The sequence below is a fragment of the uncultured Nitrosomonas sp. genome, from assembly GCF_902826915.1.
Taxonomy (GTDB): domain Bacteria; phylum Pseudomonadota; class Gammaproteobacteria; order Burkholderiales; family Nitrosomonadaceae; genus Nitrosomonas.
On sequence record NZ_CADEGP010000043.1, the window covers coordinates 1 to 26,282 of the forward strand.

Genomic DNA, 26,282 nt, shown 5'->3' on the forward strand with positions numbered 1-26,282 from the left:
TATGCAAGACCTGAATGATCTCTACTACTACGTCCAAGCCGTGGATCATGGCGGCTTTGCTCCGGCAGGCCGGGCCTTGGGCATGCCGAAATCGAAGCTTAGCCGCCGTATCGCCAAGTTGGAAGAACGCTTGGGTGTGCGCCTGATCCAACGCTCGACACGTCACTTTGCAGTTACCGATGCCGGCGAGGCTTATTACATGCATTGCAAGGCGATGCTGGTAGAAGCTGAAAGAGCTCAGGAAACAATAGATACGCTAACAGCCGAACCCCGGGGTGTAATCCGGATGACATGCCCCATACCGCTGGTAAATGCTTATGTGGGAACAATGCTGGCCGATTTCATGGTGCGCTATCCGCACGTCACGGTGCAGATGGAGGCGACCAACCGACGTGTCGATTTGGTCAGTGAGTCGGTGGATGTTGCCCTTCGTGTACGACCTCCGCCCCTGCAAGACAGTAACCTGGTTATGCGTGTTCTGGCTGATCGAGGCCAATGCTTGGTAGCCAGCCCTGTTCTTGTTCATCGGTTTGGCCTCCCTGATGCACCAGGTGCTTTGAGCAACTGGCCGAGCCTTGGCCTGGGGATCCTGCAACAAATTCACGCTTGGGCGCTGCTTGGGCCAGATGGTGCAAACGTTACGCTTCATCACACGCCACGCTTCGTGACGACGGACATGATTGCGCTGAGAGATGCCGCGGTGGCCGGTGTGGGTGTAGTGCAGCTGCCGATGGTCATGGCACGGAATCAACTAGCGGCGGGCACGCTCGTCAGGCTTGTACCGGACTGGGCGCCGTGCCAGGAAATCATTCATGCGGTGTTTCCGTCCAGGCGCGGTCTTTTGCCATCCGTGCGAGCATTGATCGATTTTCTCGCACAGCGTTTCGAGATGCTGCATGAGGACTAAGAAAGCTACCGGAACCTGCGCAACGGATCCATTTCTGCTATCGCACCCCCATCGTTTCAAAAACAGAACTCTGATAACCGAATCAGCAGACTACCACCTATACGCTTCCAGGCTTATACTTTGACTACTTGAAACTTTTGCGAAAGTCCTTTTTGTGATTTATAACCCATTGTTTTTATAATTTTAAAAAACAGGGTTTTGCAAAGGTCTGTACTTGTTTATTGCAAGTAATATCGGAGAGAATAAATGTCAAAACAATTATCTTGCAGCGAGCGCACAACAACTATCGACGAATCTCTTCGGCCGTTATTAATTCATGGCTTGAAAGGCATCGAGAAAGAAAGCCTCCGAATTAACCGTGAGGGATCAATATCATTGTCACCTCATCCGCTTCAGCTTGGAGCCGCGTTGACTCATCCGAGTATTACAACTGATTATTCTGAGGCCTTACTTGAGTTGATCACGCCAGCATTATCAGATGAAACAGAAGTGTTGGATTCCTTGATGGACTTGCATAAATATGTCTGCGCCAATATCAATGACGAATTGTTGCTGGCGGCCAGTATGCCTGTCGGCGATTTGCGGGACTCTGCCATTCCCATCGCCGAATATGGTTCATCCAATGTCGGGAGGATGAAGCACATCTACAGACAGGGCTTAAGCTATCGCTATGGCCGCTGTATGCAGGTCATCGCCGGGATCCATTTCAACTACTCGCTTCCCGAGACATTCTGGCCGCAATACCAGCATTCGATGAAAAATGTCGGCGATCTGCAATCCTTCACGACGCAGGCTTATATGAGAATGATCAGAAACCTGCAGCGTTATGGCTGGCTTATCCTATATTTATTCGGCTCGTCCCCGGCAGTGAGCAAAAATTTCCTGGATAGCCGCAATTCTGTTTATTCCCGTACGTTACAGGAATTTGACGAGACTTCCTGCTACAAACCCTTTGCCACCTCGTTGAGGATGAGCGAGATAGGCTATTTGAATCCCGTTCAATCAATGTTTCATATTTCCTTCAACAGCCTCGAGGAATACATACGGGGTTTGAGCAAGGCAACGATGATACCTTATCTTGGGTATGAAAAAATCGGGATTAAGGCAGGTAACGGGTACCGGCAATTGAATACCCATTTCTTGCAAATCGAGAATGAGTATTACACTTCGGTGCGACCGAAACAGCCGACGCGATCCGGAGAGAGGCCGCTGCAGGCGCTGGGAAGCCGGGGGATTCAATATGTTGAAATACGCTCCGTAGATGTTGATGTGTTTGAACCTGCGGGCATTGCGCTCGAAACCATGCGTTTTCTTGAAGCGCTAAGTCTTTTCTGTTTGTTCCAGTCCAATTCAGGGCATGACTTGAAGCAGCATACCGAGATCAGCAATAACGTATTGTTGGTGGCTAATCGCGGCAGGGACCCAAGGCTTAAGCTGCTGGACAACAGGCGTGAAGTCCCGCTGCAGCAGTGGGCCCTGATGCTGTGTGAGCAGATGCAGGAGATCTGCGAGATCTTGGATAGCGGCAATGCCGATATTCCCTACACCCGCGCATTGCACCAGCAGATCGAAAAAATTCGCTCTCCCGAGTTGACAGCTTCAGCAAGGATGCTGACGGTCATGCGCGCGCAAAAGATGTCAATTACCGAGCTGGTATTGCAGAAATCCGAGGATTACACCCGTTATTTCAGGAATACCGCGCTGGATGCAGCAATAAAGAGGAATTTTGATCTCCAGGTCGAGGCATCGCTGGCGCAACAGAAACAGCTCGAGACCACGGATGAAATCTCTTTCGATCAATACCTGAGCAACTATTTCTCGCAAGGTGCCTCATCCAGCATCGTTCATTCCCGGGAGTTGCACTTGCTTCAGAACTTGCCGGACACCGGGGTCGAAGCTGCTGCTCGACGAATTTCGTAAACGCATGCAAACAGCGCAAGCACCGGCAATGAATGGCTATGCTGAGGCTCATTTCCGGTAACAGGATGATCGCTCAATATAATGAAACCCACCTTTGTTCTTGACCAGCGGGATTCCATCAGGACTTATAAGTGCCCGAACGTGGCCATGATGCGTGGTGCGGCAGCCTGTGTAGTAGTTGCGTCCGAAAGCCGTATAGTCGGGCGATACGCAATTGTCATTCCTTCACTTGAAACGGAACTTTCTCCATGATACCGGCAATCGAAGTTAGGCAGGTGCATAAGCGCTTCGGTACGTTGCATGCCTTGTACGGTATTGATCTCGAAATCAATGCCGGCGAATTCTTTGCTTTGCTTGGTCCTAATGGGGCGGGAAAGACGACGCTGATCAATATCATCGCAGGTCTTGCCCTTGCCAACAGCGGCAGTGTCAGGGTAATGGGGCATGATGTCGTCTCCGGGTACCGTGAAGCACGTCGCATGCTGGGCGTGGTGCCGCAGGAGTTGGTATTTGATCCGTTCTTTACCGTTCGGGAAACACTTGTGTTTCAATCCGGCTATTTCGGCATGAAAAGGAATAATGACTGGATAGACGAGATAATCCACCATCTCGACCTTGCCGATAAAGCAGATACCAACATGCGTTTGCTGTCCGGCGGCATGAAGCGGCGCGTACTGGTAGCGCAGGCATTGGTCCACAAGCCCCAGGTAATCGTTTTGGATGAACCCACCGCAGGCGTAGATGTGGAATTGCGCCAGGCCCTTTGGCGTTTCATCAAGCAATTAAACCGCAACGGTCATACCATTGTACTCACTACGCATTATCTCGAAGAAGCAGAGGCTTTATGCAACCGCGTGGCAATGCTCAAAAATGGCAGTATCATTGTTCTTGACAGTGTCAGAAATCTCATCAGCAATATTTCCGGACTCCGGATACGCCTGCGGTTATCTCCCGATACGCTGCCAACAGCGTTACAGTTACTGACAATCAACCACGACCAAGGCTCCTACATTCTGGCGATCGAGGGATACTCTCAGCTTGAAAATGTAATGACAGCATTACACGCGGCCCAGATCCAAATTCTGGATATGCAGATATTGCAACCTGATCTGGAAGAAGTGTTCGTAAAACTCATGCATGGGACAGAGAATCTGGAATCTGCATCGGTATGAATGGATTTCTTACATTGTTCTACAAGGAACTGCTGCGGTTCTGGAAAGTCGGTCTCCAGACCGTATTTGCACCCATGCTGTCTACCTTGCTATATCTGTTGATTTTTTCTCACGTGTTGGAAGAAAGAGTGCAGGTTTATCCCAGTGTAACCTACACGGTTTTTCTGATCCCGGGGTTGGTCATAATGGCTATGTTGCAGAACGCTTTTGCTAACTCCTCATCAAGCCTGATTCAATCGACGGTCTCGGGTAATCACATCTTCATGCTGTTATCGCCGCTTTCTTACCAGGAAATATTCACTGCTTATGTACTGGCATCGGTCGTTCGTGGTCTGCTGGTAGGACTGGGTATCTGCGTGGTGACGCTGGCGTTTTTTGAACTTCCCCTGTACTCGTTCGCATGGGTATTCGCATTTGCCTTGATGGGCACTGCGTTACTGGGCGCCTTAGGCATCATTGCGGGAATCTGGGCGGAAAAATTTGAGCAGCTTGCTGCGTTGCAAAACTTTATCATCCTGCCACTGACATTTTTATCGGGGGTATTCTATACGATTTCCTCGTTGCCTCCATTCTGGCAAGGATTATCGTATATGAATCCGTTTTTCTACATGGTAGACGGGTTTCGCTACGGCTTCTTTCGTGCCTCGGATGTTTCACCTTACCTCAGCCTTGGGATTCTGGTGGCTTGGTTCCTGGCGGTATCGTGGTGCACATTGCGAATGCTAAAAACAGGGTACAAAATCCGAAAATAATCCGTAGTGATTTATCCACGAAATTGCCAATACGCAAGTTCAATAACTATGAATAAATATTGATTACTTTTTTATCAATTTTTTCACGCTGCTACCTTTGTTCTCAGTTTGCCCGTCAACTGGAGATGAAGAAAGGGCTATGCTTTTAGTAATTGGAACGACACCTGTCTCAATTACTGTCACGTAACGATCCTTGACCGTTAGCTCAATGTCGCTATTGTAAGAAGTCGATTTACCAACGTTTGTAACTGACCTGGTCAAATTGCACCTAACCTGCTTAACCGTGAATTTAATCAAATCCCTGCTGATTTCGCTAAAACTTGAGAAAAATATAGCATTCTCGAAATACTTGTCCGCCCACTAAATCGGATCTAGCTCAATTAATGTAAGGAATTTTATTTGTTATCGACTAATGGTTAAGTCATGCAATGGTTAGTTTGTTTACTTAACCGGGATTGATTATGGCTCTTGGGCACACTATCCCGGGATTACACATAATTGTTGCTGCTATGGAGAAGCTGTTGTGCTGGATTGCAGTCTGCCTGTTTTATCATGGCTTAATGGTGGAGGCGAAGGTGGAGGTGGAGCAGGAATTGTGGATAAATACAGTAAAAACAGAAAAAACTCTGCCGGAAATAGGAGCAAAAAAAGAAACAGAGAGCCGGAGCAGTCCCATTTCACTGTATGTAATGAATTAATATTTATTATTCAATATATTACTGTTTTTTATTTTTGAGGGATCCACTTTAGAGCAATCATGTGAGGGGCGGTTATGAACACTAATAGTTGTGACAACAAAAGTAATAATCTGAAGTTTTATATACGGATAGTAATCCTTATTATTTGCATGGGTGGATTAGCAGTGCCAACAGTTGCCGTCAGTGGTGGCTGGCATCATGGCGGTCATGGTGTGCACGGAGGACATTTCGGCGGTCATGTGCACTTTGGAGGAAGCCATCGACATTTTGGAAATTACAATAGAGGTTATGGTGGCGGCTGTCGTTACAGCTATCAGCCTAGCTATAATTATTATCCCCGGAGTTATTCCTTTACTTCCAGATATTCTTCGCCTCGTGTCTATACAGGCTATTCACCAAGAAATGCTCCATCCACCACATACATAAACAGGAATGTTGGTCCAAATCCTTATTCAAGTAATACAAATTTATATAATACCTACAACAGCAATTCAACCGAGACCCGTTACATAGAAAAAGGTGCTGGAAATAATGTGACCGGCAATTTAGGTTGGCAACTGTTAGCGCAAAACAATGCCAAGGTAGCACTGGGAGTGTTTGCTGGCCAGGCGGGGCGACACCAGGAAGACGGGGTGCCTAAAGTGGGTTTTGCCTTATCGACAGCCATGCAAGGTGATCTGGATAGAGCAGTTTGGGCCATGCGCCGTGCCTTTAGTATTGATCCAAATTCTTTGCACTATGTCAATATTGAACAATCACTTCGTGTCAGTATTGATAATCTCATCGCTGAATTTAATCTGCGTTTACGTAATTCTGATGGAAATAGATATTCCGATGCAGCTTTCATGGTCGCGGCGTTAAACTACCTGATACATAATGATGAAGTCGCTCGTATTGCTATTGAAGAAGCAGTGGGTAAAGCAGGTGATAGCAGTCAAAGTGCGCTTAATTTGCGCAATCTGGTAAAGCAATGAATGTAGCAAGCAAGATGGCACGACATTGCTATGGTATCAGCAACCGTGATAACGATAACCAGGTAATTGAATGGGCGTCCGAATATTTCATGAATTGGCACATGCTTTCACTTGCCTTTTGATTAATAAGAAAGATTTTTCTCAACCGGATGTATGAGTCACTACAACACTCTTTTTCAAAACTTTCCTATTATCAAGATTCTGCATGATCATCACGCAAATTTATGAAATAGCCGGGTTAAAGGTTCCGGTGTCAGGTGACGCACAACGCCCGGTACACATTAATCTTATTCAAGTGAAGGAAATAAAGCATGCCTAGCGTTAGCGTCATTATTCCTTGGTGCCATGATGAAGTGAGATTGACGCATTTGCTTAAGCAATTGCATCAATTGCCACATCACCCAGCAGAAATTATTGTTGTCGATGGCGCAGATAGTAGGAAATGCCGTGAAATTTGTAATCAGTATCAAGCTTCTTGGTTTGCGAGTGAGCCCTGTCGAGGGCGACAGTTCCTGGCCGGAGCTGCCTTAGCACGAGGTGATGTCCTATGGTTTTTACATGCAGATGCCCGTTTGTCAATGAATCCGTTGGCTGCAATAGCAGCAGCTTTTAAGCAAGATGCGGTAGGGGGTTATTTCCGCTTCCGTTTTGATGCTCCGCGCACCTGGTCAACGCTCGTTTTGGAGTTCACTATTGCCTTACGGTGTCGTTTTGGCGGTGTTCCTTATGGAGATCAAGGACTTTTTATCTCACGGCAGACTTATATCCAAGTTGGAGGTCATGCTCCCTGGCCATTATTTGAGGAAGTACCTTTGGTGCGTAGTGCGCGTTGTGTGGGGAAATTTCTTCCATTGCGTGAACCCATATTTGTTGATTCATATCGGTGGCAGTGTGATGGTTGGTGGCGACGTACCTGGAATAACCGTAAATTAGCGTTGAGCTTTGCTTGTGGCGTTACACCGCATGATTTGGCATCACTTTATCACTCTAAAAATATTTCAAGAATTACAAAAACACACCTATAACTTCAATTATAAGGAATACCATGCAAGAAATTGTTCAGAAATATTATGGTGAGACACTAACCGGTACCCACGATTTGCAAACCAATGCGTGCTGCACGGATGCGAGTCTGCCAAATTTTGTCAAACCATTGATGGCGCGAGTACACGATGATGTATTGATGCGCTATTACGGTTGTGGCCTGGTTCTGCCTGAGTTACTTGAGGGTTTGACTATCCTGGATCTGGGGTGCGGTGCAGGGCGTGATGTATATGTGTTGTCGCAATTGGTGGGTGAGAAGGGCCAGGTCATTGGAGTGGATATGACGGAGGAACAGCTGGCGGTGGCGCGACAGCATAAAAAGTATCACCAAAAGACTTTTGGCCACAAACGCAGCAATGTCCTTTTTTTGCATGGTTATATTGAGCGCTTGGACGAGCTTAAATTGGCGGATGCCAGCGTGGATATAATTGTGTCTAATTGCGCCATTAATTTGGCACCGGATAAACCGGCAGTATTGCGCGAAGCTTTTCGCGTGCTGAAACCCGGTAGCGAATTGTACTTTTCCGATGTGTACAGTGACCGACGTATTCCGGTGGAATTGATTCATGATCCAGTGCTTTACGGAGAATGTTTAAGCGGTGCGTTGTATTGGAATGATTTCTTGCAATTGTCACGCAAACACGGTTTCACGGATCCTCGCCTAGTTGATGATCGTCCGATCAGCATTGATAACGCGGAGTTAGCGGATAAAACCGGCAATATCCGTTTTTATTCGGCAACCTATCGACTGTTCAAATTGCATGACCTGGAGCCGGCTTGTGAAGATCACGGGCAATCGGTGGTGTATCGCGGCACTATTCCGCATCATCGCCATGTGTTCCGGCTGGATAAACACCATTTTATTGAAACCGGCAAGCAGTTTCCGGTGTGTGGCAATACCTGGCGCATGCTGCATGACACGCGATTCAAGGAGCATTTCGATTTTTATGGCGACTTTGACCAGCACTTCGGTATTTTTCCAGGCTGTGGTATGGGCATTCCGTTCGTAGATGCAACTACTGGCGAGCAGACCAGCGGGTGCTGTTGAAGATGAATAATACTGCCATTCTGCCAGCGACCGGCGAACAGCGAACACGCTCCAGGTTATGGTATGTCACGTCCGATGACAAGCCGCGTGGCTTTATCCAGTCCCATGCGCTGGATGAGTTGTGGTTGCATACCGGCACCGCGTGTAATTTGGCGTGTCCTTTCTGTCTGGAAGGATCAAAGCCAGGCGATAATCGCTTGCAATTGATGCGTTTTGACGATGCCAAACCCTATATTGATGAAGCATTGACACTGGGTGTTAAGCAGTTCTCATTTACCGGCGGCGAGCCTTTTATTAACAAGGATATGATGCGTATTCTTGATTATTCGCTGCGATATCGTCCTTGTCTGGTATTAACCAATGCAACCGAGCCACTGATTAAGCGCATTGTACAATTGGAGCCTTTACGTAAGCGCATTCATAAATTGCATTTTCGTGTCAGTCTGGATCACTTTGAAGCATCTCAACATGATGCGGGTCGTGGTGAAGGAATGTTTGCCATGGCGCTAGAAGGTTTGCGCAAATTGCATGAGATGGGGTTTGCGCTATCGGTAGCGAATCAGGTTCTCGCCGATGTGCCGCCGGAAGAAGTTACCAGGCAATTTGCCGCAGTTTTCCGTGTAGCGGGTTTACCAGAGGATTTGCCGCGTATTGAGTTTCCGGAGTTCTATCCACCTGAAACAGAAGTGTCCGCTCCACAAATTACACAAAGATGTATGACAGATTTTCAGACCGAGAAATCGTGCCGTGATTTCATGTGTGCTTTCAGTCGTATGGTGGTAAAGATTAATGGCCAAACAAAAGTGTATGCATGCACTCTGGTTGATGATGACTCGGATTATGCCCTGGGTGAAACGTTAGCTCAGAGTCTGCCAGTACCCGTGAGTATGAAACACCATCGTTGTTATAGTTGCTTTCGGTTTGGCGCATCATGCAGCGAAATGAGATGATAAAGGAAGAATATGAAAAATCGTTGGTGGATACTGGCTTTACTTGGGTTATTGATAGGATTGTTTTTTGTTTTTGACCTGGGGCGTTTTCTCAGTCTGGAGGCACTCAAGGAAAGCCATAATGATCTGCAACAAGCTTATCACGAACAACCATTTTTAGTCATGGGCATCTATTCCTTAACGTATATCGTTATGGCAGCACTGTCTTTGCCAGGCGCAACTGTGATGACTTTGGCCGGTGGCGCCATGTTTGGGATGTGGGTGGGCGTACCGGTGGTAATCATTTCAGCTACGATTGGTGCAACTCTGGCTTTTTGGGCAGCTCGTTATGTCCTGCGTGATGCCGTACAGCGCCGTTTTGGTGATCGGCTAAAAGCCATCAATGAAGGTCTTGAGCGCGATGGCGTATTTTATTTGTTTTCCTTACGCCTGGTACCTGCTTTTCCTTTCTTCCTCATCAACTTATTGATGGGACTGACTGTCATTCGCAGCGTAACTTTTTTCTGGGCCAGTTTAGTGGGTATGTTAGCAGGAAGCGCCGTGTATGTTAATGCGGGTACCCAGTTAGCAGCGATTACCCATTTGTCTGATATTTTGTCACCAGTGTTGATTGGGTCATTTGTTTTATTGGCAGCATTTCCGTGGCTGGCGCGTTGGGGCATTGGTATGGTCAAGACACGCCGATTATATGCACGCTGGACAAAACCAGCTCAGTTTGATCGTAATCTGATAGTGATTGGCGCCGGTGCTGCAGGTTTGGTGACTTCATATATAGCTGCGGCTACCCGTGCCAAGGTAACGTTGATTGAAGGTCATAAAATGGGCGGCGATTGCCTTAACTACGGTTGTGTGCCATCTAAGGCATTAATTCATTCAGCAGCTTTTCTGAAACAAGTGAAAAACTCCGCATCGCTGGGTATTGCTACTGCAACGGTTGATTATAAATTTAGTGATGTGATGGCGCGTGTACAGCGAGTTGTCAGTACGGTTGAGCCGCATGATTCGGTAGAACGATACACGAAATTGGGTGTCGAGGTACTGCAAGGAAAAGCAACCATCACTTCACCTTGGTCAGTAGAGGTGAACGGTCAAATCCTGACCACACGCGCCATTGTCATTGCCACGGGCGCGCGCCCTGTGGTTCCAAACATTCCAGGTCTTGAAACCATTCGTTACTACACCTCCGATACTATCTGGTCGCTGACTGAACGCCCTGAACGGTTGGTTGTGCTGGGTGGTGGTCCCATTGGCTGCGAGCTGGCACAGACTTTTGCTCGACTGGGTTGTCAGGTTACGCAGGTGGAACGTAGTGATTTGATGATGCGCGAAGACGCCGATGCGGTTGCTCTGGTTAAAGCGGCATTGCAAGCGGATGGCGTGCAATGTCTGACTCAGACTGAGGCCGTGCGCTGTGAAAAAGATGCAGGAACGCAGTGCCTGATTGTGCGTAACCAGACGGATGAAGAAACCGTGTTGCCATTTGATGCCTTATTATGCGCGGTTGGCCGGGTGGCGCGCACGGAAGGCTTTGGCCTGGAAGAATTAGGTATTCCGGTTTCATCAAGGCGCACCATTGAAACCAATGCCAAGTTACAAACCATCTATCCCAACATCTATGCCTGCGGTGATGCTGCTGGACCATACCAGTTTACGCACACTGCGGCACATCAAGCATGGTATGCATCGGTCAATGCCTTGTTTGGTAATTTAAAATACTTCAAAGTTGATTATTCGGTTATTCCATGGACAACATTTACCGATCCGGAAGTTGCACGCGTGGGATTATCGGAAAATGAGGCGAAGACACAAGGTATTGCCTTTGAAGTGACGCGCTATGATCTGGGTGATCTGGATCGAGCTATTGCGGATGAAGTCGAGCATGGTTTTGTTAAGGTGCTGACAGTGCCGGGCAAGGATCGAATTCTAGGGGTGACTATTGTCGGGGAACACGCCAGTGATTTACTGGCAGAGTTTGTGTTGGCGATGAAGCATGGCCTGGGACTGAATAAAATCCTGGGCACAATCCATACCTATCCAACCTGGTCAGAGGCGAATAAATATGTGGCTGGAGAGTGGAAGCGCGCGCATGCACCGCAATGGCTGCTGAAGTGGGTGGAAAAATTTCATACCAAACGACGGGGTTAGGGGAGTGATTATGATAATGAAACGATTGCTTTTAGCATGGGTTCTGTTGGTATCAGCAAATGCGGTAGTAGCCGCAAAATTTGATCACGGTGTCTGGGATGGGCTATTACAAGACTATGTTCAGATGATAAATCATGGCCAAGCCAGCCAAGTGGATTACGCTGGTTTTCTACAAAAACGTGCGGTTTTACGTACTTATTTGTCTCAGTTGTCAGCAATCAGCGCAAATGAATTCTCAACCTGGAGCAAGCCAGAACGGTTAGCTTTTTTGATCAATGCGTATAACGCCTATACCGTGGATTTAATTCTTACTCGTTATCCCAAACTGGATTCGATTAAGGATTTTGGCTCATTGTTGCAAAGCCCCTGGAAAAGGAGTTTTGTTCCGCTATTTGGCAAGATGCTATCACTGGATGATATTGAGCATGGCATGATTCGAAAACCTGGTGATTACAATGAACCGCGTATCCACTTTGCTGTTAACTGTGCATCGATCGGTTGTCCCGGGCTACTGAATGAAGCTTATATCGGTCCAAAACTGGAGTCGCAATTGGAGACAGTAACGCGCGCTTTTCTGGCCGATCGGTCGCGTAATCGTTATAACATCACAACCGGGAGGCTGGAAGTGTCAAAGATCTTCGATTGGTACCGGGAAGATTTTGAACGGGGTTGGAAAGGTTGGCATAAATTAGCTCAGTTTTTTACCCACTATGCAGATAGCCTTACCGATACACCTGAAGCTAAAGCATCCATTATTCCCGGAAGTATAAAAATAAAGTTTCTTGATTATGACTGGGCATTAAATAAGACGAAATGAGCATGTCAAACAACAAAAAAATCTTATTAATTTGCATTATGTTCATTGTGTTTGTATTCGGCGGATTGGCTTGCGCATATGCCGCATCCGAACGGCTGGTATTAACAGGTTCAAGTACCGTGGCTCCATTAGTGGGCGAAATAGCTCGACGATTCGAGACTATGAATCCTGCCGTGCGGATTGATGTGCAAACCGGAGGGACTTCCCGTGGTATCAACGATACCCGCAATGGCACTGCCGATATTGGCATGGTGTCTCGCGCTCTTAAGCCGGATGAAACTGATTTGCATGCGTTCACCATTGCACTTGATGGTATCAGCATTATTCTGCACGCTAATAACCGGGTTACTACACTCAACAAGCAGCAGATCGTCGATATTTATACCGGCAAAATAACTAACTGGAAATCGGTAGATGGAGCCGATGCACGCATTACAGTGGTTAACAAGGCTGAGGGACGATCAACGCTGGAATTGTTCTTGCACTATCTTGTACTGAAAAACAGTCAGATCAAGCCGCATGCCATCATTGGTGATAACCCGCAGGGTATCAAGACTGTTGCAGGCAACCCAAATGCAATTGGTTATGTTTCGATTGGAGCGGCTGAATATGAAGCCGAACGGGGTGTGCCGATCAAGTTACTGCCGTTGGATGGGGTTGATGCCGCGATTGCTAATGTGCGCAATGGGACTTTTCCATTGTCCCGTCCGCTCAATCTGATTACATCTTGCGAACCGCAGGGACTAGCCCGACGTTTCATTGAATTTGCTCGGTCGCTACAAACCCATGATCTGGTCGAAGCGCTATATTTTGTTCCCGTTGAAGTTAACTGATTCTCTACTGCAAGGTATTTTACGTGTGGGCGCTGTCATTTCAGCACTGGCCATGTTGCTGATTTCGTTGTTCCTGATAGTTGAATCCTGGCCTATATTGGGTCAAATATCACCAGTACGTTTCTTTACAGATGCTTCATGGCATCCGCTGGAAGGGGCCTATCATTTGATGCCCATGTTGGCGGGTACGCTTTATGCCAGTGCTGGCGCCTTACTGCTGGCGATCCCGCTGGGAATTGCCTCGGCGCTTTTTATTGTTTATTACGCATCACCACGTTTGGCCAAATGGTATAAACGCTTGGTTGAATTGCTGGCAGGGATTCCTTCCGTCGTTTTCGGTTTTTGGGGATTAACGACGCTGGTTCCACTGATAAATCAACTCCATCCACCGGGTGCCAGTTTATTGGCCGCCATTCTGATATTAACGTTAATGATACTGCCGACAATCACATTGACCGCCTATTCTGCATTAATGGCGGTTCCTGTCGAATTCCTGCTCAATGCAACGGCTCTGGGATTATCCCGCTGGGGCATGATTCATGGCGTGGCATTTCCTGCAGCACGAACGGGTATTATCGCGGGCATTATATTGGCAATGGCGCGCGCGATTGGCGAGACGATGGCGGTGTTGATGGTTGCTGGTAATGTGGTGCAATACCCGGATGGATTGTTTGATCCTATTCGTACTTTGGCATCGAATATCGTGCTGGAAATGGGGTATGCCATGGGTGATCATCGTGCGATGCTGTTTGTTTCAGGCTTATTATTAATGCTGATGTTGATGATGCTTTCTGGTATGGCCGGATGGTTAGGGAGAAATCGCTGTGCTTAAAATCAATGCGATGAGATGGCGACATTTTTATCTTGACCGTCTGGTACAAGTATTCGTTTATCTCGCCGTGTTGACGATCTGCGCTGTCTTTTTATGGATTTTGATTGATCTTTTGCGCGGTGGCTTTGCTCATTTGTCGTGGAATTTTCTGATTGAATCACCGCGTGATGCTGGACGCGCAGGAGGGATTGGTTCTATCCTGGTCTCTACTATATTGATCTTGCTGGTTGCACTGGGGGCTGCACTACCATTGGCGTGGACAACGGCGGCATTACTTGCGGAATATGTATCTACTACCAGCAAATTCGGCATTGTTGTTCGTTATAGTTTACAAGTCCTAGCCGGCGTTCCCTCCATCGTCTTTGGATTATTTGGCAATGCTTTTTTCAGCATTTATCTGGGACTGGGATTTTCAATTTTGTCAGGTGGATTGACGCTGGCCTGTATGGTTCTGCCTATACTGGTCAGTACCGCTGAAGCCGGTTTACGTGCGGTACCCGATAGCTATCGATTGTCAGCGGCAGCCTTGGGTATGACGCGTGCCGCAACACTCATCCATTTATTGTTACCCATCGCAGCCCCTACGCTGGCGGCAGGATTGTTGCTGGGAATCGGGCGTGCAGTTGCGGAAACAGCGGCTTTGTTATTTACCAGTGGCTATGTCGATCGCATGCCAGGCTCATTATTGGATTCCGGGCGTGCGTTGGCACTACATATTTTTGATTTGTCGATGAATGTACCGGGTGGTGATGCCCCTGCTTATGCTTCGGCATTGGTACTGGTGGCCATGTTGCTATGTATTAATATTTTTGCCATGAAGCTTGTACAGAACTGGCAACGTAGAAGGACAATTTTAGAATGAATTCCAATAAACCCGTAACAGCTCAAGTCATATCCGGCGAAAAAAGTGGTTTTACGTTAGGACCATTACAGATGGGTCCGGTTTGTTGTAACCCACAGCCTGTCATTGAGGTTGAGAATCTTTCACTTCGCTACGGTGATAAGACCGCTTTGGATAAGGTTACATTGGATATCTATCGTGGCTGTATCACTGCGCTGATTGGTCCTTCCGGTTGTGGCAAAACGAGTTTTTTGTCAGCCATTAACCGATTGACCGATTTAATTCCAAATTGTGTGATTGGAGGTCGTATTCGTGTTGATGGTCTAGATATTCATACGGCTGAAAGTAATGTGCAGGCATTGCGGCAGAAAGTCGGTATGGTGTTTCAAAAGCCAACTCCGTTTCCTCTTTCCATTCGGCGCAATCTTTCTTTGCCACTGCGTGAACATGGCGTCACACGGCGGTCTGAAATCGACGCAATCAGTGAGCAGGTGCTTCGTGATGTTGGGCTCTGGGATGAAGTGTGCGATCGCTTGGATACCGTTGCACTTAGCCTGTCGGGTGGCCAGCAACAGCGTCTTTGTATCGCTCGTGCACTGGCGCTCAATCCACAAATTCTACTGATGGATGAGCCGTGCAGTGCGCTGGATCCCATTGCTTCCGGAGTAGTGGAAGATCTGATCAGTCATCTACGCGGCCGCTATACCATTGTCATCGTGACACATAATCTAGCCCAAGCGCGCCGTATTGCGAATTACGCCGCTTTTTTCTGGGTTAAGGAGCGGGCGGGTCACCTAGTTGAGTTTGGCCGTTGTCAGCATATTTTTGAATCACCGACCCACCAACTAACTGCCGCATACATTAGCGGCGCAAGAGGATAATACCTATGAAGAAACTACTTCTGGTTTTGTACGCAATCCTTATTCTGTTGATTGGGAGCACGTTTACCATTGCGGCTTCCATGAATGGTTTTATTCTGGATGGCGCGCTTATACCGGAAGAAGAAATTTTATCTGTCGGCCCGACAAAGGATGGCATTCCCTCACTTGATTACCCTAAATTTGTCAAAGCAGCGCAGGCACACTTCCTGCGTGATGAGGATCAAGTGTTGACTTTAAAACGCAATGGCATAGCCAAGGCATATCCCTTACGTATTTTGAACTGGCATGAAATTGAGCTAGATCCGATTTAGTGGGCGGGCAAGTATTTCGAGAATGCCACATTTTTCTCAAGTTTCTGCATGTTGATTAACATTTAATATAGGAAATTGGACTGGCGAGAGGAATTCCTATGCTCACTTGAAGCAAGCTAGGGCGAAATTTTGTTGCACTCAATAAGCCAAAGTCACTCGAAGTAATATAAGATTTTTTCTAAAACGAATTAGAATGAGAACAGCATCAAGAATTATTATCATTTATTATCAATGATTTGATATTGTATTTTTGTTGTGTGACTCATATAATGCATAGCATAGTGTTTGAATCAAACAACAGGTCGCTTCTGTCTGACTGCTCCGTTGAGTTGTTTAAAACAGTGAAAATAGGGCTACCTGCAATCTGATGCGTAATCGAAGGAGCATTCCTATGAAAGGCAATACTAAAATTATTGATATCCTAAATAAACTCCTTGCCGGTGAGCTGACGGCAATGGATCAATATTTCACGCATTCACGGATGTATGAGGATTGGGGATTCAGTAAGCTCTATGAACGGATTGATCATGAAATGGATGATGAGAAACAGCATGCAGACCATCTGATCAAACGGATTCTGTTTCTTGAGGGCACACCTGCTGTGGGCAATCGCAGCTCGCTGAGGATTGGTAGTAACGTTCCGGAAATGCTGCAAAACGATTTAGATTTGGAGCGGGTTGTGATGACTTCATTGCGAAATGCCATTGTTGCTTGTGAGCAGGAGCAGGATTATCAGACTCGGGAAATTCTTGTTGCGATGCTGGCCGAAACAGAGGAAGACCACGCGTACTGGCTGGAGAAACAATTGGGGCTGATAGGAAAAATAGGATTACAGAACTACTTGCAGTCGCAGATGTGACAATCAACCAAAGTGCATGCATCTGAGTGTGCTTGATGATTTTCGGTTCGATCTTTGTTTCTCAGTTGGCGCGATATTATGATTATAATTGCGCCAACTGAATTCTTCCCGCCAGTTTTCAAAAACTCATTGTTACATTTTGTATCATTGTGCTTAATTCAAGCTGCTCATATCCTCTTGATATTTAGCCTTGCATTGTTCACTCTTGCCACCTAAATCCAGCATACCGGTAGTTCTCATGCATTCATTATATTCAAATAAAATATCATTCTTTTTTTGTGCGGTTTCTAAAGAGGCTGAAAGCTGATTTACTTGTTTGACAACATTCTTTAAACCGGTATTCGACGCGGCACTCAAGCTTTCAACTTTTTCTTTGGTCGCGTCCAGTCTAAGCAGGGATTCTTGATTGATTTTTTTGGCTTGCTCAGCAAAGGCGTGGTTAGCCCGAGAGGAGTAGTTTCTTAATTCATCCACATTTTGTTGCGTGATACCCGCCAATTTCGTTTGGTAATTATTAAGTTCATCCTGAACAAAAGTATTGATGGCTTCTTTAAAATCTTCCAATGAACCGTCAATTTCTTCCTTGAATCCTTGCATTTTCATTTCAACCAGGACTTTGACGTCCTCGTCCAGTTTTTTCACAATCGTATCCGAAATTTTCTCCACCGGCGGGCGCGAATCGATAATTTCGGTTTTTGCATCGGTTAAGCTGGATTTGAGATCATCCGCAAGCAACTTTTGCTTGCCGTCAATTTGATCAAGCGCGTTTTTTTCATTTTCCGCAACCAGCCAGGAAATCAGTATCAGCTCCTTTTTCTTTTGCTCATTAAAGCCATGAATCATTTCATCTAAAAAACTCGCAGTGGCTTCTTTATCCGCAATGCTTTTCATATGCGCCAAATTGGCGGAATCCAATAAGTTCTGCAAATTACCTTGAATCTGACTGATATTAGCATCCGCCCGGGTTAATATCAGCGATTGGCGGTAGAATTCATAGGGCAAATAAACCAAAGCCAGGGTGGCGCATATCACAGAGGCTATAGTTTTCCACCCTTTATGCTGGATATAAAAACTGAGTCCAAGAAATACTAAAACCAAAGTGAAAACCGGCATTAAAATTTGCGCTATTTCCAGCCAACCTCTTTCTATCAGCGTTTCAATCGAAACAAATTTCAACATCGTGGTAATAAACTCGTTCATCCGTGATTCTCCCCATATGACGAAAACATGCAATTAAACGTAACAGCTTTTTCAATGCCGGTAATTTATCATGGTATAGCCGGTTGATTGTATAAACTTTAGTTTTTGGCGCAAACAGCGTTTGAGGAGCATGACTATGATCAGTTTTAGATTTCAGCGAATAAGGAGATAACGTGAAAACTGCTTATATCAGTCATCCAGATTGTCTCAAGCATGACATGGGTGTGGGGCATCCGGAATGCCAGCAGCGCTTGACAGCGATCCAGAATGAATTGCATGCTGCGGGCTTGCTGGCGCAACTGCGATGTTATGAAGCGCCATTGGCAACAACAGATCAACTGGCGCGCGTGCATACCCTGGGTTATATCGAAAGCATCCGGCAAGCTGCTCCGGCCGCCGGATTGGTTGCTCTGGATGCGGATACTGCGATGAATCCGTTTACGCTTAACGCCGCCTTGCGCGCGGCCGGAGCAGCTGTGCTGGCGGTTGATCTGGTTTTGATGGGTACAGTGAATAATGCGTTTTGCGCTACTCGCCCACCCGGTCATCACGCGGAATCAGATCGCGCCATGGGGTTTTGCCTGTTCAATAATGTCGCAGTCGGCGTGGCGCACGTAATCCAGCATCATCATTTGCAACGCGTTGCAATTCTGGATTTTGACGTGCATCACGGCAACGGCAGCGAAGAAATTTTTCACGATAATCCGCAAGTCATGCTGTGTTCCACTTTTCAGCATCCTTTTTATCCATACAGCGGTGCCAATAGCGGAAATGATCGTATGATCAACGCGCCGCTCCGGCGTGATGCCGATGGCACAGTTTTCCGCCAAGCGGTGAACGATCATTGGTTGCCGGCACTGGATCGATTCAAGCCTGAAATAATTTTTGTCTCCGCCGGATTTGATGCGCACCGGGATGATGACATGTCGCAGGTGCATTTGAGCGATGACGATTATGTCTGGATCACGCAGCAGATTAAGGCGATTGCGGATCAATATTCACGGGGCCGGATTGTATCCGTGCTGGAAGGTGGGTATGAGTTGCATTCGTTGGCACGCTGTGTGACAGCGTATATACGTGTGTTGCATGCGCAAGAAATATAGGGCGGGTAGTGTTTATCGTGTATCCCTTTATTCAGATTAATTTTGTTAAGCATTTATGAACAAGAGCGCATTGTCAGCAGTTCTCGACTATCACGAAGCCAGTAAACACCGCTTAGATCGATATGCGCCAAGCCCCAGTGGCTTGGATTGGGCCAATCAACCGGATCCGTTTCGTCGCTATCCAGGTGCATCCATTTGTGAATTACCGTTACGCTCAAGCCCGTTACAGATTTCGTTTGCCGAGGTTCGCTGCGGACAGCGGGGAACACCGACAGCAATTAATCTGCCCGGACTGGCGGCGTTGCTGGAGTTGAGCTTTGGCTTGTCAGCATGGAAAGAACAGGGGGCCTCGCGCTGGGCGTTACGCTGCAACCCCTCCAGTGGCAATCTGCATCCTACGGAATGCTATGTGCTCACTGCCGCATGCGACGGCCTTCGCAACGGTGTGCACCACTACGTGAGTCACGATCACAGCCTGGAATACCGCGCCGAAGCGGATGCCACTTGGGGAAACGGGCTAACCGGCGGCTTCGTGTTGATCCTTACCTCAATTCACTGGCGCGAAGCCTGGAAATATGGTCTGCGTGCTTTCCGCTACTGTCAACACGATTGCGGTCACGCCATTGCGGCAGTCAGTTATGCTGCTGCCGCGCTGGGCTGGAGTGCACAATTGCTGGAAAACTGGGACGATACCTCCCTCGCTGCACTAACAGGCGTTGCGCGCAGCAGTGATTTTGCCGAACACGAAAACGAAGCCGTCGATGTCGCGCTGTGGATCGGTTGCGATAATCTTCCCAAACATTTGGATTCGCCGCAGGCAGCGGCAGCGCTTACCAACGGTTTGCGTTTTACCGGGCAAGCCAGCCGCTTAAGTGCTTGGTATGTTCCTTGGAGCGGAATCGATGTCGTGCACCGTGCAACGGAGCGTCCAGCTCCTCCCGCTGCCGCGTTGATTCCGCCAATACCATGGCCGCCGTTAGCAGCGATTGAATGTTTGCAAGATGCAGATGCTTTGATCCGCCAACGCCGCAGCGCGGTTGATTTCGATGGAGTTACCAGTATGCCGATGGAACACTGGTTTGCATTGCTCGATGCACTATTACCTCGCCTTGAGCTACCACCCTGGAAATCCTGGCAGCACCCGGCGCACATTCATCCGGTGCTGTTCGTGCATCGCATTAACGGGGTAATTCCTGGCGTCTACCTACTGGTGCGGGACCCATCTGTCGAAGCCAGATTACGCCAGGCAATCCGCGCGGATGCTGAATGGGCTGCCGTGCCCGGCGCACCTGGGCATCTTGGCTTATTTCGGTTATTTGCTGCCGATGCTCGGAATGCAGCGCGCCAGATCAGTTGCCATCAAAATATCGCTGCCGATGGCTGCTTTTCGCTCGGCATGCTGGCCGAATTCAAAGCCGTATTGAATGAGGGTGCCTGGTATTACCGCGAACTGTTCCACGAAGCAGGCCTGCTTGGACAAGCGCTGTACCTGGAAGCCGAAGCCGCAGGACTGCGCGGCACCGGCATCGGCTGCTATTTCGATGATGCGCTACACGCAATGCTGGGCTTATCCAGCCATGATTGGCAATCGCTGTATCATTTCACTGTCGGTGGGCCGTTGGACGATTCACGTTTGCGCACGTTGCCGCCTTATACGCATCTTAGAGGACGGAAGGCTTGTTGAATTAGCTACCATCACAAGGAAGCGACAGTTCATAACTAACTGTTTTTAATTAATTTAATATCCATATTAGTCGAGAATTGATTTAATAAGCTCTGGTATGATGAAAAACAAATAAATTTCATGACTGAAGTGATCTATTTTGATTATTCATTAAAAAAGGAAAACTACCTGTGGTGCTAAAATTTAACGGTGCATGGCGATTCTCGCCCCCTGAAGATGGCCGATTTGTAAATAAATCACTCCCTACCAGTGTAATTGAAGAATTCCAAGCGATGATTTCAAAGGTAGCAACTCAAGGAGATTATCGCCAGGGTGTTCTTGAACATTTCAAAAGGCATTTTTGTTCAGCCACTGGCACAACCCATGTTCGAAGCTCCGATGAAAGTTGGGCAGAAACTGATCTGAAAAGAATTATGCACAATGCCGCAGACAATGCTCCACTATTTATTGAGGCATTCTTTGATGCTTGTAGTAATCTGAGAAATCGTTCTCCAGAGTGGTTCTTACCTGATCATGAGATGATTAACAAAGTATTAAGTAATCATCGAATCGGATACGAAGTACAGCCGCCAAATTTGGTAATGCGTGAGCAGATCGATCAGGTCATCTCAGTTTCTGAGCGCCCGATTACACTTGCCGAGCAAGCGATCGAGGGAGGCTGTTCAGGAAATTCTTTGGCTTCTTGAAACAGTATCAACGGCTTTTCGAGGCATCGAGACAGAGGCAGGAACAGTTCAAGGAAAATATTTCAATCAGATTGTTCGTGATCTTCGAGCTAAGAATTCTGGTACCACACTAGATAGGGTGCTTAATTGGATAATATTGCTTCACGGTTTTCTGTCATCACCCTCTGGAGGTGGAGTCAGGCATGGTCAAGATTTGAGTACTGGTATTGAACTTAGTCTAAACGAGGCTCGGTTGTTTACAAACTTGATCCGAAGTTATCTTTCATTTCTCTTGAAAGAGCATGAGCGGCTGAGTACACTTGGTAGCGAGAGGGGTTCCAACAATGCTTCTTCTTAAAATGAAGAAGAATACCGAATCATTCAAAGGATTTTTCCTCATTTAGCCTAAAATTTCAGAATTGTTAATTGCTATGTACCTCTCTTACGTCGGTAACTCAATCTTCATGCGTTTCAGCAACGATAGGAATCGCACCCAACCGGATGCCAATCGTTGTAGTTTCTCGCGCCGGACGATGTCGTTTATCACGATATTGCGCAGGCGGTAGACATAGATATCACGAAAAGTAGTTTCATCGATCAGATGCTGCACCAGCATCACTTCGCAGTGTTCAAAAAAACCATGTATGCTTCTAGGCTGGCCCATTCTTCCGGGGTTTCCGGCCCTTTTCCGCCAGTCCATGCTCCACCCGGTTGTAACCGGCGATGCACTTCATCGTGACGCGCGAATCAATCGGGTAGGTCGAGCCAGAACCGCGCACGATTCGTTTTTAGGTTGACGTGCGTATTAATAGCCGTGAACACGAGCGATGTTGCAGCAATCAGAACGCCGAGAATGGTTATCAAGTCTTTAGATTCTAGAATGCTCATTGGTTACCCTCTTAAGGCATTCAAAAACAATATTTAAGGGAGGTAGATTAAATAACAGTTTCTCTCATGACGTGACTTACATGTTTGATCAAACTTCAGTAATGATTTCCTGTAATTCCTGAAACAGCAACCGGAAGCTTTTGGGTGGTTTGTCAGCAGTTTTTTCTTTGTGCGCATTACGGATCAGCAATCTTAGGCGTTGCAAATCGGCAGCTGGATATTGCTGCGCAAATTCGGTGAGCGCGTGTTCTTCGCTCAGCAAGCGTTCGCGCCAGCGTTCTAGCTGATGCAGCCGTGCAGTTTGGTGTACCGATACCTGACGCCAGGAATCGAGCTTTTGCTGGATCGGCAGCGCGTCCACATTACGCATCAAACGGCCAATATATTGCAGTTGGCGGCGGCGCGCGCCGTGTTTTTGTATGCTTCTGGCTTGCTGAATCGCATCCTTAAGAGTTTCCGGTAAATCAAATTCGGTCAGTTTCTTGGGGTCCAGTTCTACCAGCTGTTCGCCGATTTCCTGCAATGCATGCATATCCTTTTTGCGCTGTGTTTTGCTCGGCGCGGTATCTTGTTCGATCTCGTTTTTCAGTTCTTTTTGCACGGTAACCTGTGTGATGCAGTGTCAATAAGCTGTTATCATAGCGCTTTATTTCACTTGAAATTCGCTAATATTTTCTTCCATAGTGCAAGACATGAATAATTTAACCGTTTCTGAAACTCGATTCTCATATCCTATCAGCACCCTGCAGCAAATTAGCCAGGATATTCTGGCGCAAGCAAAAAAAGGCGGTGCGACCGCTTGTGAAACCGATGTTTCCGATGGTTTTGGCCAAACCGTTACAGTGCGCCAGGGCGCAGTGGAAACGATTGAATACAATCGCGACAAGGGATTGTCCGTAACCGTCTATATTGGACAGAAGCGTGGCCATGCCAGCACCTCCGATTTTTCGTCGCAGGCCATCAGCGATACGGTTGCAGCTGCGCTGTCGATCGCGCGTTATACCGCGGACGATGATTGTGCCGGATTGGCGGAAGCGGAATTACTCGCCAAAGACTATCCAAGTTTAGATTTGTATTTCCCCTGGCAAATCTCGGTTGAAGAAGCCATTGAGCTAGCGAAAACCTGTGAACAAGCGGCTTATGCCACAGATAAGCGCATTACCAATTCCGAAGGCGCGTCAATTTCAGTCAGTGAATCACAATTCATCTATGCCAATAGTCTGGGTTTCATCGGGGGATACCCGCTCTCGCGTCATAGTATCAGTTGCGCCATGATTGCCGAGCAAGGTGGCAGCAAGCAGCGTGATTACTGGTATAGCATCGCGCGCGATGCGATGGATCTGGAAACAGTGGAAAGCATCGGGCAGAAAGCGGGCAAGCGCAGCGCGGCGCGCTTGGGGGCAAGAAAGATCGATACCTGTGAAGTGCCGGTATTGTTTGAGGCGCCGATCGCTTCCAGTCTGATTGGCCATTTTGCTTCTGCCGTGAGCGGTGGCAATTTATATCGCCAATCTTCCTTCCTGCTGAAGTGTATGGATCAACAGGTTTTTGCGCCCAATATTCAGATTCTTGAATTGCCACATTTGCACAAAGGGTTGGCTAGCAGCGCATTCGACGATGATGGCGTGGCCACGGTTGAGCGCAATGTAGTGGAAAATGGTACCGTGCGAGGTTATTTTCTGAGCAGTTATTCGGCGCGAAAACTGGGCATGCGCACTACCGGTAATGCAGGCGGTACACATAATCTAATCATGCGAGATGGCGCCGCACTAAGCTTTGATGCTTTGCTGCAGAAAATGGATACTGGCTTAATGGTCACAGAATTACTCGGGCATGGCATCAATGCGGTTACCGGAGATTACTCACGCGGGGCATCCGGATTCTGGGTTGAAAACGGTGTAATCAGCCATCCGGTTGAGGAAATCACCATCGCGGGTAATTTGAAAAACATGTTTCAGGGAATTCTGGCGATCGGCGATGATGTCATAGTGCGCGGATCAAAACAGTGTGGCTCGGTTCTGATCGATCGCATGACGGTAGCGGGCGGTTGAGGTAGTTGAGACACATGTTTCATGTGGAGCGTCGTGAGATAAAGCAGCCAAACAAGCGGTGTGTGATCGTGGCTGTCGCGATTTACAATCTATCTTCGATGCCATGATTTTATCGCTGTCCAGTGAGGCGTACAGTCTTGGTGTTCATATACCACAGCCGGATCGCTTGTTCCCGGACTTTTCGGCGCATAACTTATTTGCTTTTTCATAACTTTCTCTTCACAAGAAATTGAGTCTTCAGCAAATCCAGGGGACTCAAGATGATGTATTCAAAAAGTTTAATATCACATCTCTCACTGCTTTAGAGCAATAATTTGATCGACTTGGAAAGCGCAATAGCTTAAAACCGGCGGTTATACATGCTTTCTCCACAAAACTGCTTTTGGCACGCGCTTCGCGCCGTATATGGTTTCTATCGTCCAAGACGATAACAGCCATTACTGTGAGTGTATGCTTCTCGCATAGAATGTAATCAAAATGCTTAGGAGGAATTCGATATATCGCAGTGTTACAATTTTGTATAGTAAAAATCTCATCCGGCGTAAGCACATCATTAATACGTACCTTCGCAAATATTTCATAATCTTTTGATAGATATTCTTTTAATGCCAGAAAAAAAGAATGCTCGGTGCTTGAAAGTATTTCCTCGAGGGATTCATATTTAAAATGTTTAGACCTGCGACGAAATCTAAAAAATGTAAATGTTTTAGTAAAAATTGTAATTATGCTCATAACTTATCACTAGTTATACAAGAAATAAGTAAGGCTATCGGCATACAACAAAGTACTTTAAAGATCTTTAGAGAAATAGTGTATCAATTGAGAAGGCCCGGTCATGTCACTCGCATTCGCTTTGTCCATATACAGCAAAGATGAACTGTTACTAATTAGTCTTAAAGCTTCCAAATATAATTACGTAATTTAGGTGGGTTTAGAAGTTATACTTTAATTTTATTTTGGAGAGTTTATGAAAAGAAATATAGTATCAATTTTATGCGCAGTATTTTTGCTTATAGTGGGAGTACAGTCAGTACTGGCTGAAAGTGTAGCTGTGAAAGGCGACTCTATTTTTATTCTTGATAACAGTGTAACCGGCTCTCAGATAGTCGTAAAAAACCTCCCTGATGGTGCTGCGAATTTATGTCTTATTGATGCTGGATTAAGCCTTCTTGGCCTAAGCGCAGATACAATTGCAACTGACATCGTACTCAAAAATAACGCTGCTGTTATTACTACGTATAATAATGTCAGCTTGATGACTGATGTAAAGTTAGTAGATGTTACCAGTTGTTCAATCACTGATACAGTTGATCTCAGTGAATGTTATGCTTCTTTCCAAAATGGACAATTAACCATACCTTGTCTCAAATATGAAAATGATGTGATTTCAGTCGAACTTGGACAACGTGGCAATTCCATGAATTTTGAATTTGAATCTTACAAACCTGGCAAAAGACATGATCGAGACGATGATTAATTTGCTAACTACAGTTGCCTCAGAATCCCAGACCTACACTCTGTTGCTAGCTGATTAGGAATAATCAGACTTATTGCATGTTACAAAAAAATACCGTGTAATTCAGATCTATATTTAATCAAAAGCGGGGGCTTAGCTCCCGCTCTTTTTTTATGAGTGGCAAAGTGAACTTGCCTTAGGGAAACACTGATTAATTCACCGCACACCAAGGGCTAATCGAGCGGTTTTGG

27 protein-coding genes are annotated in these 26,282 nt (G+C 46.8%); 22 read left to right on the forward strand and 5 right to left on the reverse strand.

The features are described 5' to 3' along the window. The 17 genes from QZV86_RS08735 to bfr all read left to right on the forward strand — a co-directional run. A partial coding sequence (locus tag QZV86_RS08735; RefSeq protein ID WP_295626438.1) for a LysR family transcriptional regulator occupies positions 1 to 907 on the forward strand: 907 nt, incomplete at its 5' end. A 246-nt stretch (positions 908 to 1,153) separates the two neighbouring features. Then, positions 1,154 to 2,827 carry a glutamate--cysteine ligase gene (gshA, locus tag QZV86_RS08740; protein WP_295626441.1) on the forward strand — a complete coding sequence of 558 codons (1,674 nt, stop codon included), beginning with the start codon at positions 1,154 to 1,156 and terminating at the stop codon, positions 2,825 to 2,827. Between the two features lie 248 nt (positions 2,828 to 3,075). Next, on the forward strand, positions 3,076 to 3,999 hold the full coding sequence (locus QZV86_RS08745; protein WP_295626444.1) for an ABC transporter ATP-binding protein: 924 nt from the start codon (positions 3,076 to 3,078) through the stop codon (positions 3,997 to 3,999). Further along, complete coding sequence (locus tag QZV86_RS08750; protein ID WP_295626447.1) at positions 3,996 to 4,751, forward strand: ABC transporter permease; 756 nt, start codon at positions 3,996 to 3,998, stop codon at positions 4,749 to 4,751. The genes QZV86_RS08745 and QZV86_RS08750 overlap by 4 nt, the downstream gene beginning before the upstream one ends. A gap of 461 nt (positions 4,752 to 5,212) precedes the next feature. Beyond that, complete coding sequence (locus QZV86_RS08755; RefSeq protein WP_295626450.1) at positions 5,213 to 5,449, forward strand: hypothetical protein; 237 nt, start codon at positions 5,213 to 5,215, stop codon at positions 5,447 to 5,449. A gap of 74 nt (positions 5,450 to 5,523) precedes the next feature. Continuing rightward, a complete protein-coding gene (locus tag QZV86_RS08760) occupies positions 5,524 to 6,423 on the forward strand; it encodes a hypothetical protein (RefSeq protein ID WP_295626453.1) in 900 nt (299 codons plus the stop codon). A gap of 311 nt (positions 6,424 to 6,734) precedes the next feature. After that, positions 6,735 to 7,448 (forward strand): TIGR04283 family arsenosugar biosynthesis glycosyltransferase, encoded by a 714-nt coding sequence (locus QZV86_RS08765; protein ID WP_295626455.1) that lies wholly within the window; start codon positions 6,735 to 6,737, stop codon positions 7,446 to 7,448. Between the two features lie 20 nt (positions 7,449 to 7,468). Then, positions 7,469 to 8,515, forward strand: coding sequence for a methyltransferase domain-containing protein (locus QZV86_RS08770; RefSeq protein WP_295626459.1), 1,047 nt, complete (start codon positions 7,469 to 7,471; stop codon positions 8,513 to 8,515). A 2-nt stretch (positions 8,516 to 8,517) separates the two neighbouring features. Beyond that, complete coding sequence (locus tag QZV86_RS08775; protein ID WP_295626462.1) at positions 8,518 to 9,465, forward strand: radical SAM protein; 948 nt, start codon at positions 8,518 to 8,520, stop codon at positions 9,463 to 9,465. A gap of 12 nt (positions 9,466 to 9,477) precedes the next feature. Further along, positions 9,478 to 11,610, forward strand: coding sequence for an FAD-dependent oxidoreductase (locus tag QZV86_RS08780; protein WP_295626465.1), 2,133 nt, complete (start codon positions 9,478 to 9,480; stop codon positions 11,608 to 11,610). Positions 11,611 to 11,626: 16 nt separating this feature from the next. Continuing rightward, positions 11,627 to 12,427: a DUF547 domain-containing protein gene (locus tag QZV86_RS08785; protein WP_295626468.1), complete on the forward strand. Its 801-nt coding sequence runs from the start codon at positions 11,627 to 11,629 to the stop codon at positions 12,425 to 12,427. Between the two features lie 38 nt (positions 12,428 to 12,465). Further along, positions 12,466 to 13,260, forward strand: a complete 795-nt coding sequence (locus QZV86_RS08790) for a phosphate ABC transporter substrate-binding protein (RefSeq protein ID WP_295626471.1) — start codon at positions 12,466 to 12,468, stop codon at positions 13,258 to 13,260. Further along, positions 13,214 to 14,092 (forward strand): phosphate ABC transporter permease subunit PstC, encoded by an 879-nt coding sequence (pstC, locus tag QZV86_RS08795; protein WP_295626474.1) that lies wholly within the window; start codon positions 13,214 to 13,216, stop codon positions 14,090 to 14,092. The genes QZV86_RS08790 and pstC overlap by 47 nt, the downstream gene beginning before the upstream one ends. Next, on the forward strand, positions 14,085 to 14,954 hold the full coding sequence (gene pstA, locus QZV86_RS08800; protein WP_295626477.1) for a phosphate ABC transporter permease PstA: 870 nt from the start codon (positions 14,085 to 14,087) through the stop codon (positions 14,952 to 14,954). Before pstC ends, pstA begins: the two co-directional genes overlap by 8 nt. Continuing rightward, a complete protein-coding gene (locus QZV86_RS08805; RefSeq protein WP_295626480.1) occupies positions 14,951 to 15,814 on the forward strand; it encodes a phosphate ABC transporter ATP-binding protein in 864 nt (287 codons plus the stop codon). The genes pstA and QZV86_RS08805 overlap by 4 nt, the downstream gene beginning before the upstream one ends. A 5-nt stretch (positions 15,815 to 15,819) precedes the next feature. Beyond that, positions 15,820 to 16,125 carry a DUF3179 domain-containing (seleno)protein gene (locus QZV86_RS08810; protein WP_295626483.1) on the forward strand — a complete coding sequence of 102 codons (306 nt, stop codon included), beginning with the start codon at positions 15,820 to 15,822 and terminating at the stop codon, positions 16,123 to 16,125. A gap of 391 nt (positions 16,126 to 16,516) precedes the next feature. Continuing rightward, positions 16,517 to 16,984 (forward strand): bacterioferritin, encoded by a 468-nt coding sequence (gene bfr, locus QZV86_RS08815; RefSeq protein WP_295626486.1) that lies wholly within the window; start codon positions 16,517 to 16,519, stop codon positions 16,982 to 16,984. A gap of 153 nt (positions 16,985 to 17,137) precedes the next feature. Here bfr and QZV86_RS08820 read toward each other — a convergent pair whose 3' ends face one another. Beyond that, positions 17,138 to 18,184: a hypothetical protein gene (locus QZV86_RS08820; RefSeq protein WP_295626489.1), complete on the reverse strand. Its 1,047-nt coding sequence runs from the start codon at positions 18,182 to 18,184 to the stop codon at positions 17,138 to 17,140. Positions 18,185 to 18,357: 173 nt separating this feature from the next. On the opposite strand from QZV86_RS08820, the gene QZV86_RS08825 reads away from it, so the two are divergent. The 3 genes from QZV86_RS08825 to QZV86_RS08835 all read left to right on the forward strand — a co-directional run bounded on the left by QZV86_RS08825 (position 18,358) and on the right by QZV86_RS08835 (position 21,657). After that, positions 18,358 to 19,287, forward strand: coding sequence for a histone deacetylase family protein (locus QZV86_RS08825; protein ID WP_295626492.1), 930 nt, complete (start codon positions 18,358 to 18,360; stop codon positions 19,285 to 19,287). Positions 19,288 to 19,342: 55 nt separating this feature from the next. Beyond that, positions 19,343 to 20,971 (forward strand): SagB/ThcOx family dehydrogenase, encoded by a 1,629-nt coding sequence (locus QZV86_RS08830; RefSeq protein ID WP_295626495.1) that lies wholly within the window; start codon positions 19,343 to 19,345, stop codon positions 20,969 to 20,971. 170 nt (positions 20,972 to 21,141) lie between these two features. Continuing rightward, positions 21,142 to 21,657, forward strand: a complete 516-nt coding sequence (locus tag QZV86_RS08835; RefSeq protein WP_295626499.1) for a hypothetical protein — start codon at positions 21,142 to 21,144, stop codon at positions 21,655 to 21,657. Between the two features lie 421 nt (positions 21,658 to 22,078). On the opposite strand, the gene QZV86_RS08840 is transcribed toward QZV86_RS08835, so the two are convergent. The 3 genes from QZV86_RS08840 to yjgA form a co-directional block, all read right to left on the reverse strand. Continuing rightward, the gene (locus QZV86_RS08840; RefSeq protein WP_295626502.1) at positions 22,079 to 22,300 is read right to left on the reverse strand and encodes a hypothetical protein; all 222 of its coding nucleotides are present in this window, start codon (positions 22,298 to 22,300) and stop codon (positions 22,079 to 22,081) included. Positions 22,301 to 22,383: 83 nt separating this feature from the next. Beyond that, a complete protein-coding gene (locus QZV86_RS08845; RefSeq protein ID WP_295626505.1) occupies positions 22,384 to 22,524 on the reverse strand; it encodes a hypothetical protein in 141 nt (46 codons plus the stop codon). 88 nt (positions 22,525 to 22,612) lie between these two features. Next, entirely contained in the window at positions 22,613 to 23,125 is a 513-nt protein-coding gene (gene yjgA / locus QZV86_RS08850) for a ribosome biogenesis factor YjgA (RefSeq protein ID WP_295626508.1), read from the reverse strand. A gap of 91 nt (positions 23,126 to 23,216) precedes the next feature. Here yjgA and pmbA point away from each other — a divergent pair, with 91 nt between their 5' ends. Continuing rightward, a complete protein-coding gene (gene pmbA, locus QZV86_RS08855; protein ID WP_295626511.1) occupies positions 23,217 to 24,575 on the forward strand; it encodes a metalloprotease PmbA in 1,359 nt (452 codons plus the stop codon). Positions 24,576 to 24,830: 255 nt separating this feature from the next. Here the strand turns inward: pmbA and QZV86_RS08860 are convergent, their stop codons facing one another. Beyond that, complete coding sequence (locus QZV86_RS08860; RefSeq protein WP_295626514.1) at positions 24,831 to 25,307, reverse strand: DUF2726 domain-containing protein; 477 nt, start codon at positions 25,305 to 25,307, stop codon at positions 24,831 to 24,833. 235 nt (positions 25,308 to 25,542) lie between these two features. Here QZV86_RS08860 and QZV86_RS08865 point away from each other — a divergent pair, with 235 nt between their 5' ends. Next, on the forward strand, positions 25,543 to 26,052 hold the full coding sequence (locus QZV86_RS08865) for a hypothetical protein (RefSeq protein ID WP_295626517.1): 510 nt from the start codon (positions 25,543 to 25,545) through the stop codon (positions 26,050 to 26,052). The last annotated feature ends 230 nt before the right edge of the window (positions 26,053 to 26,282 follow it).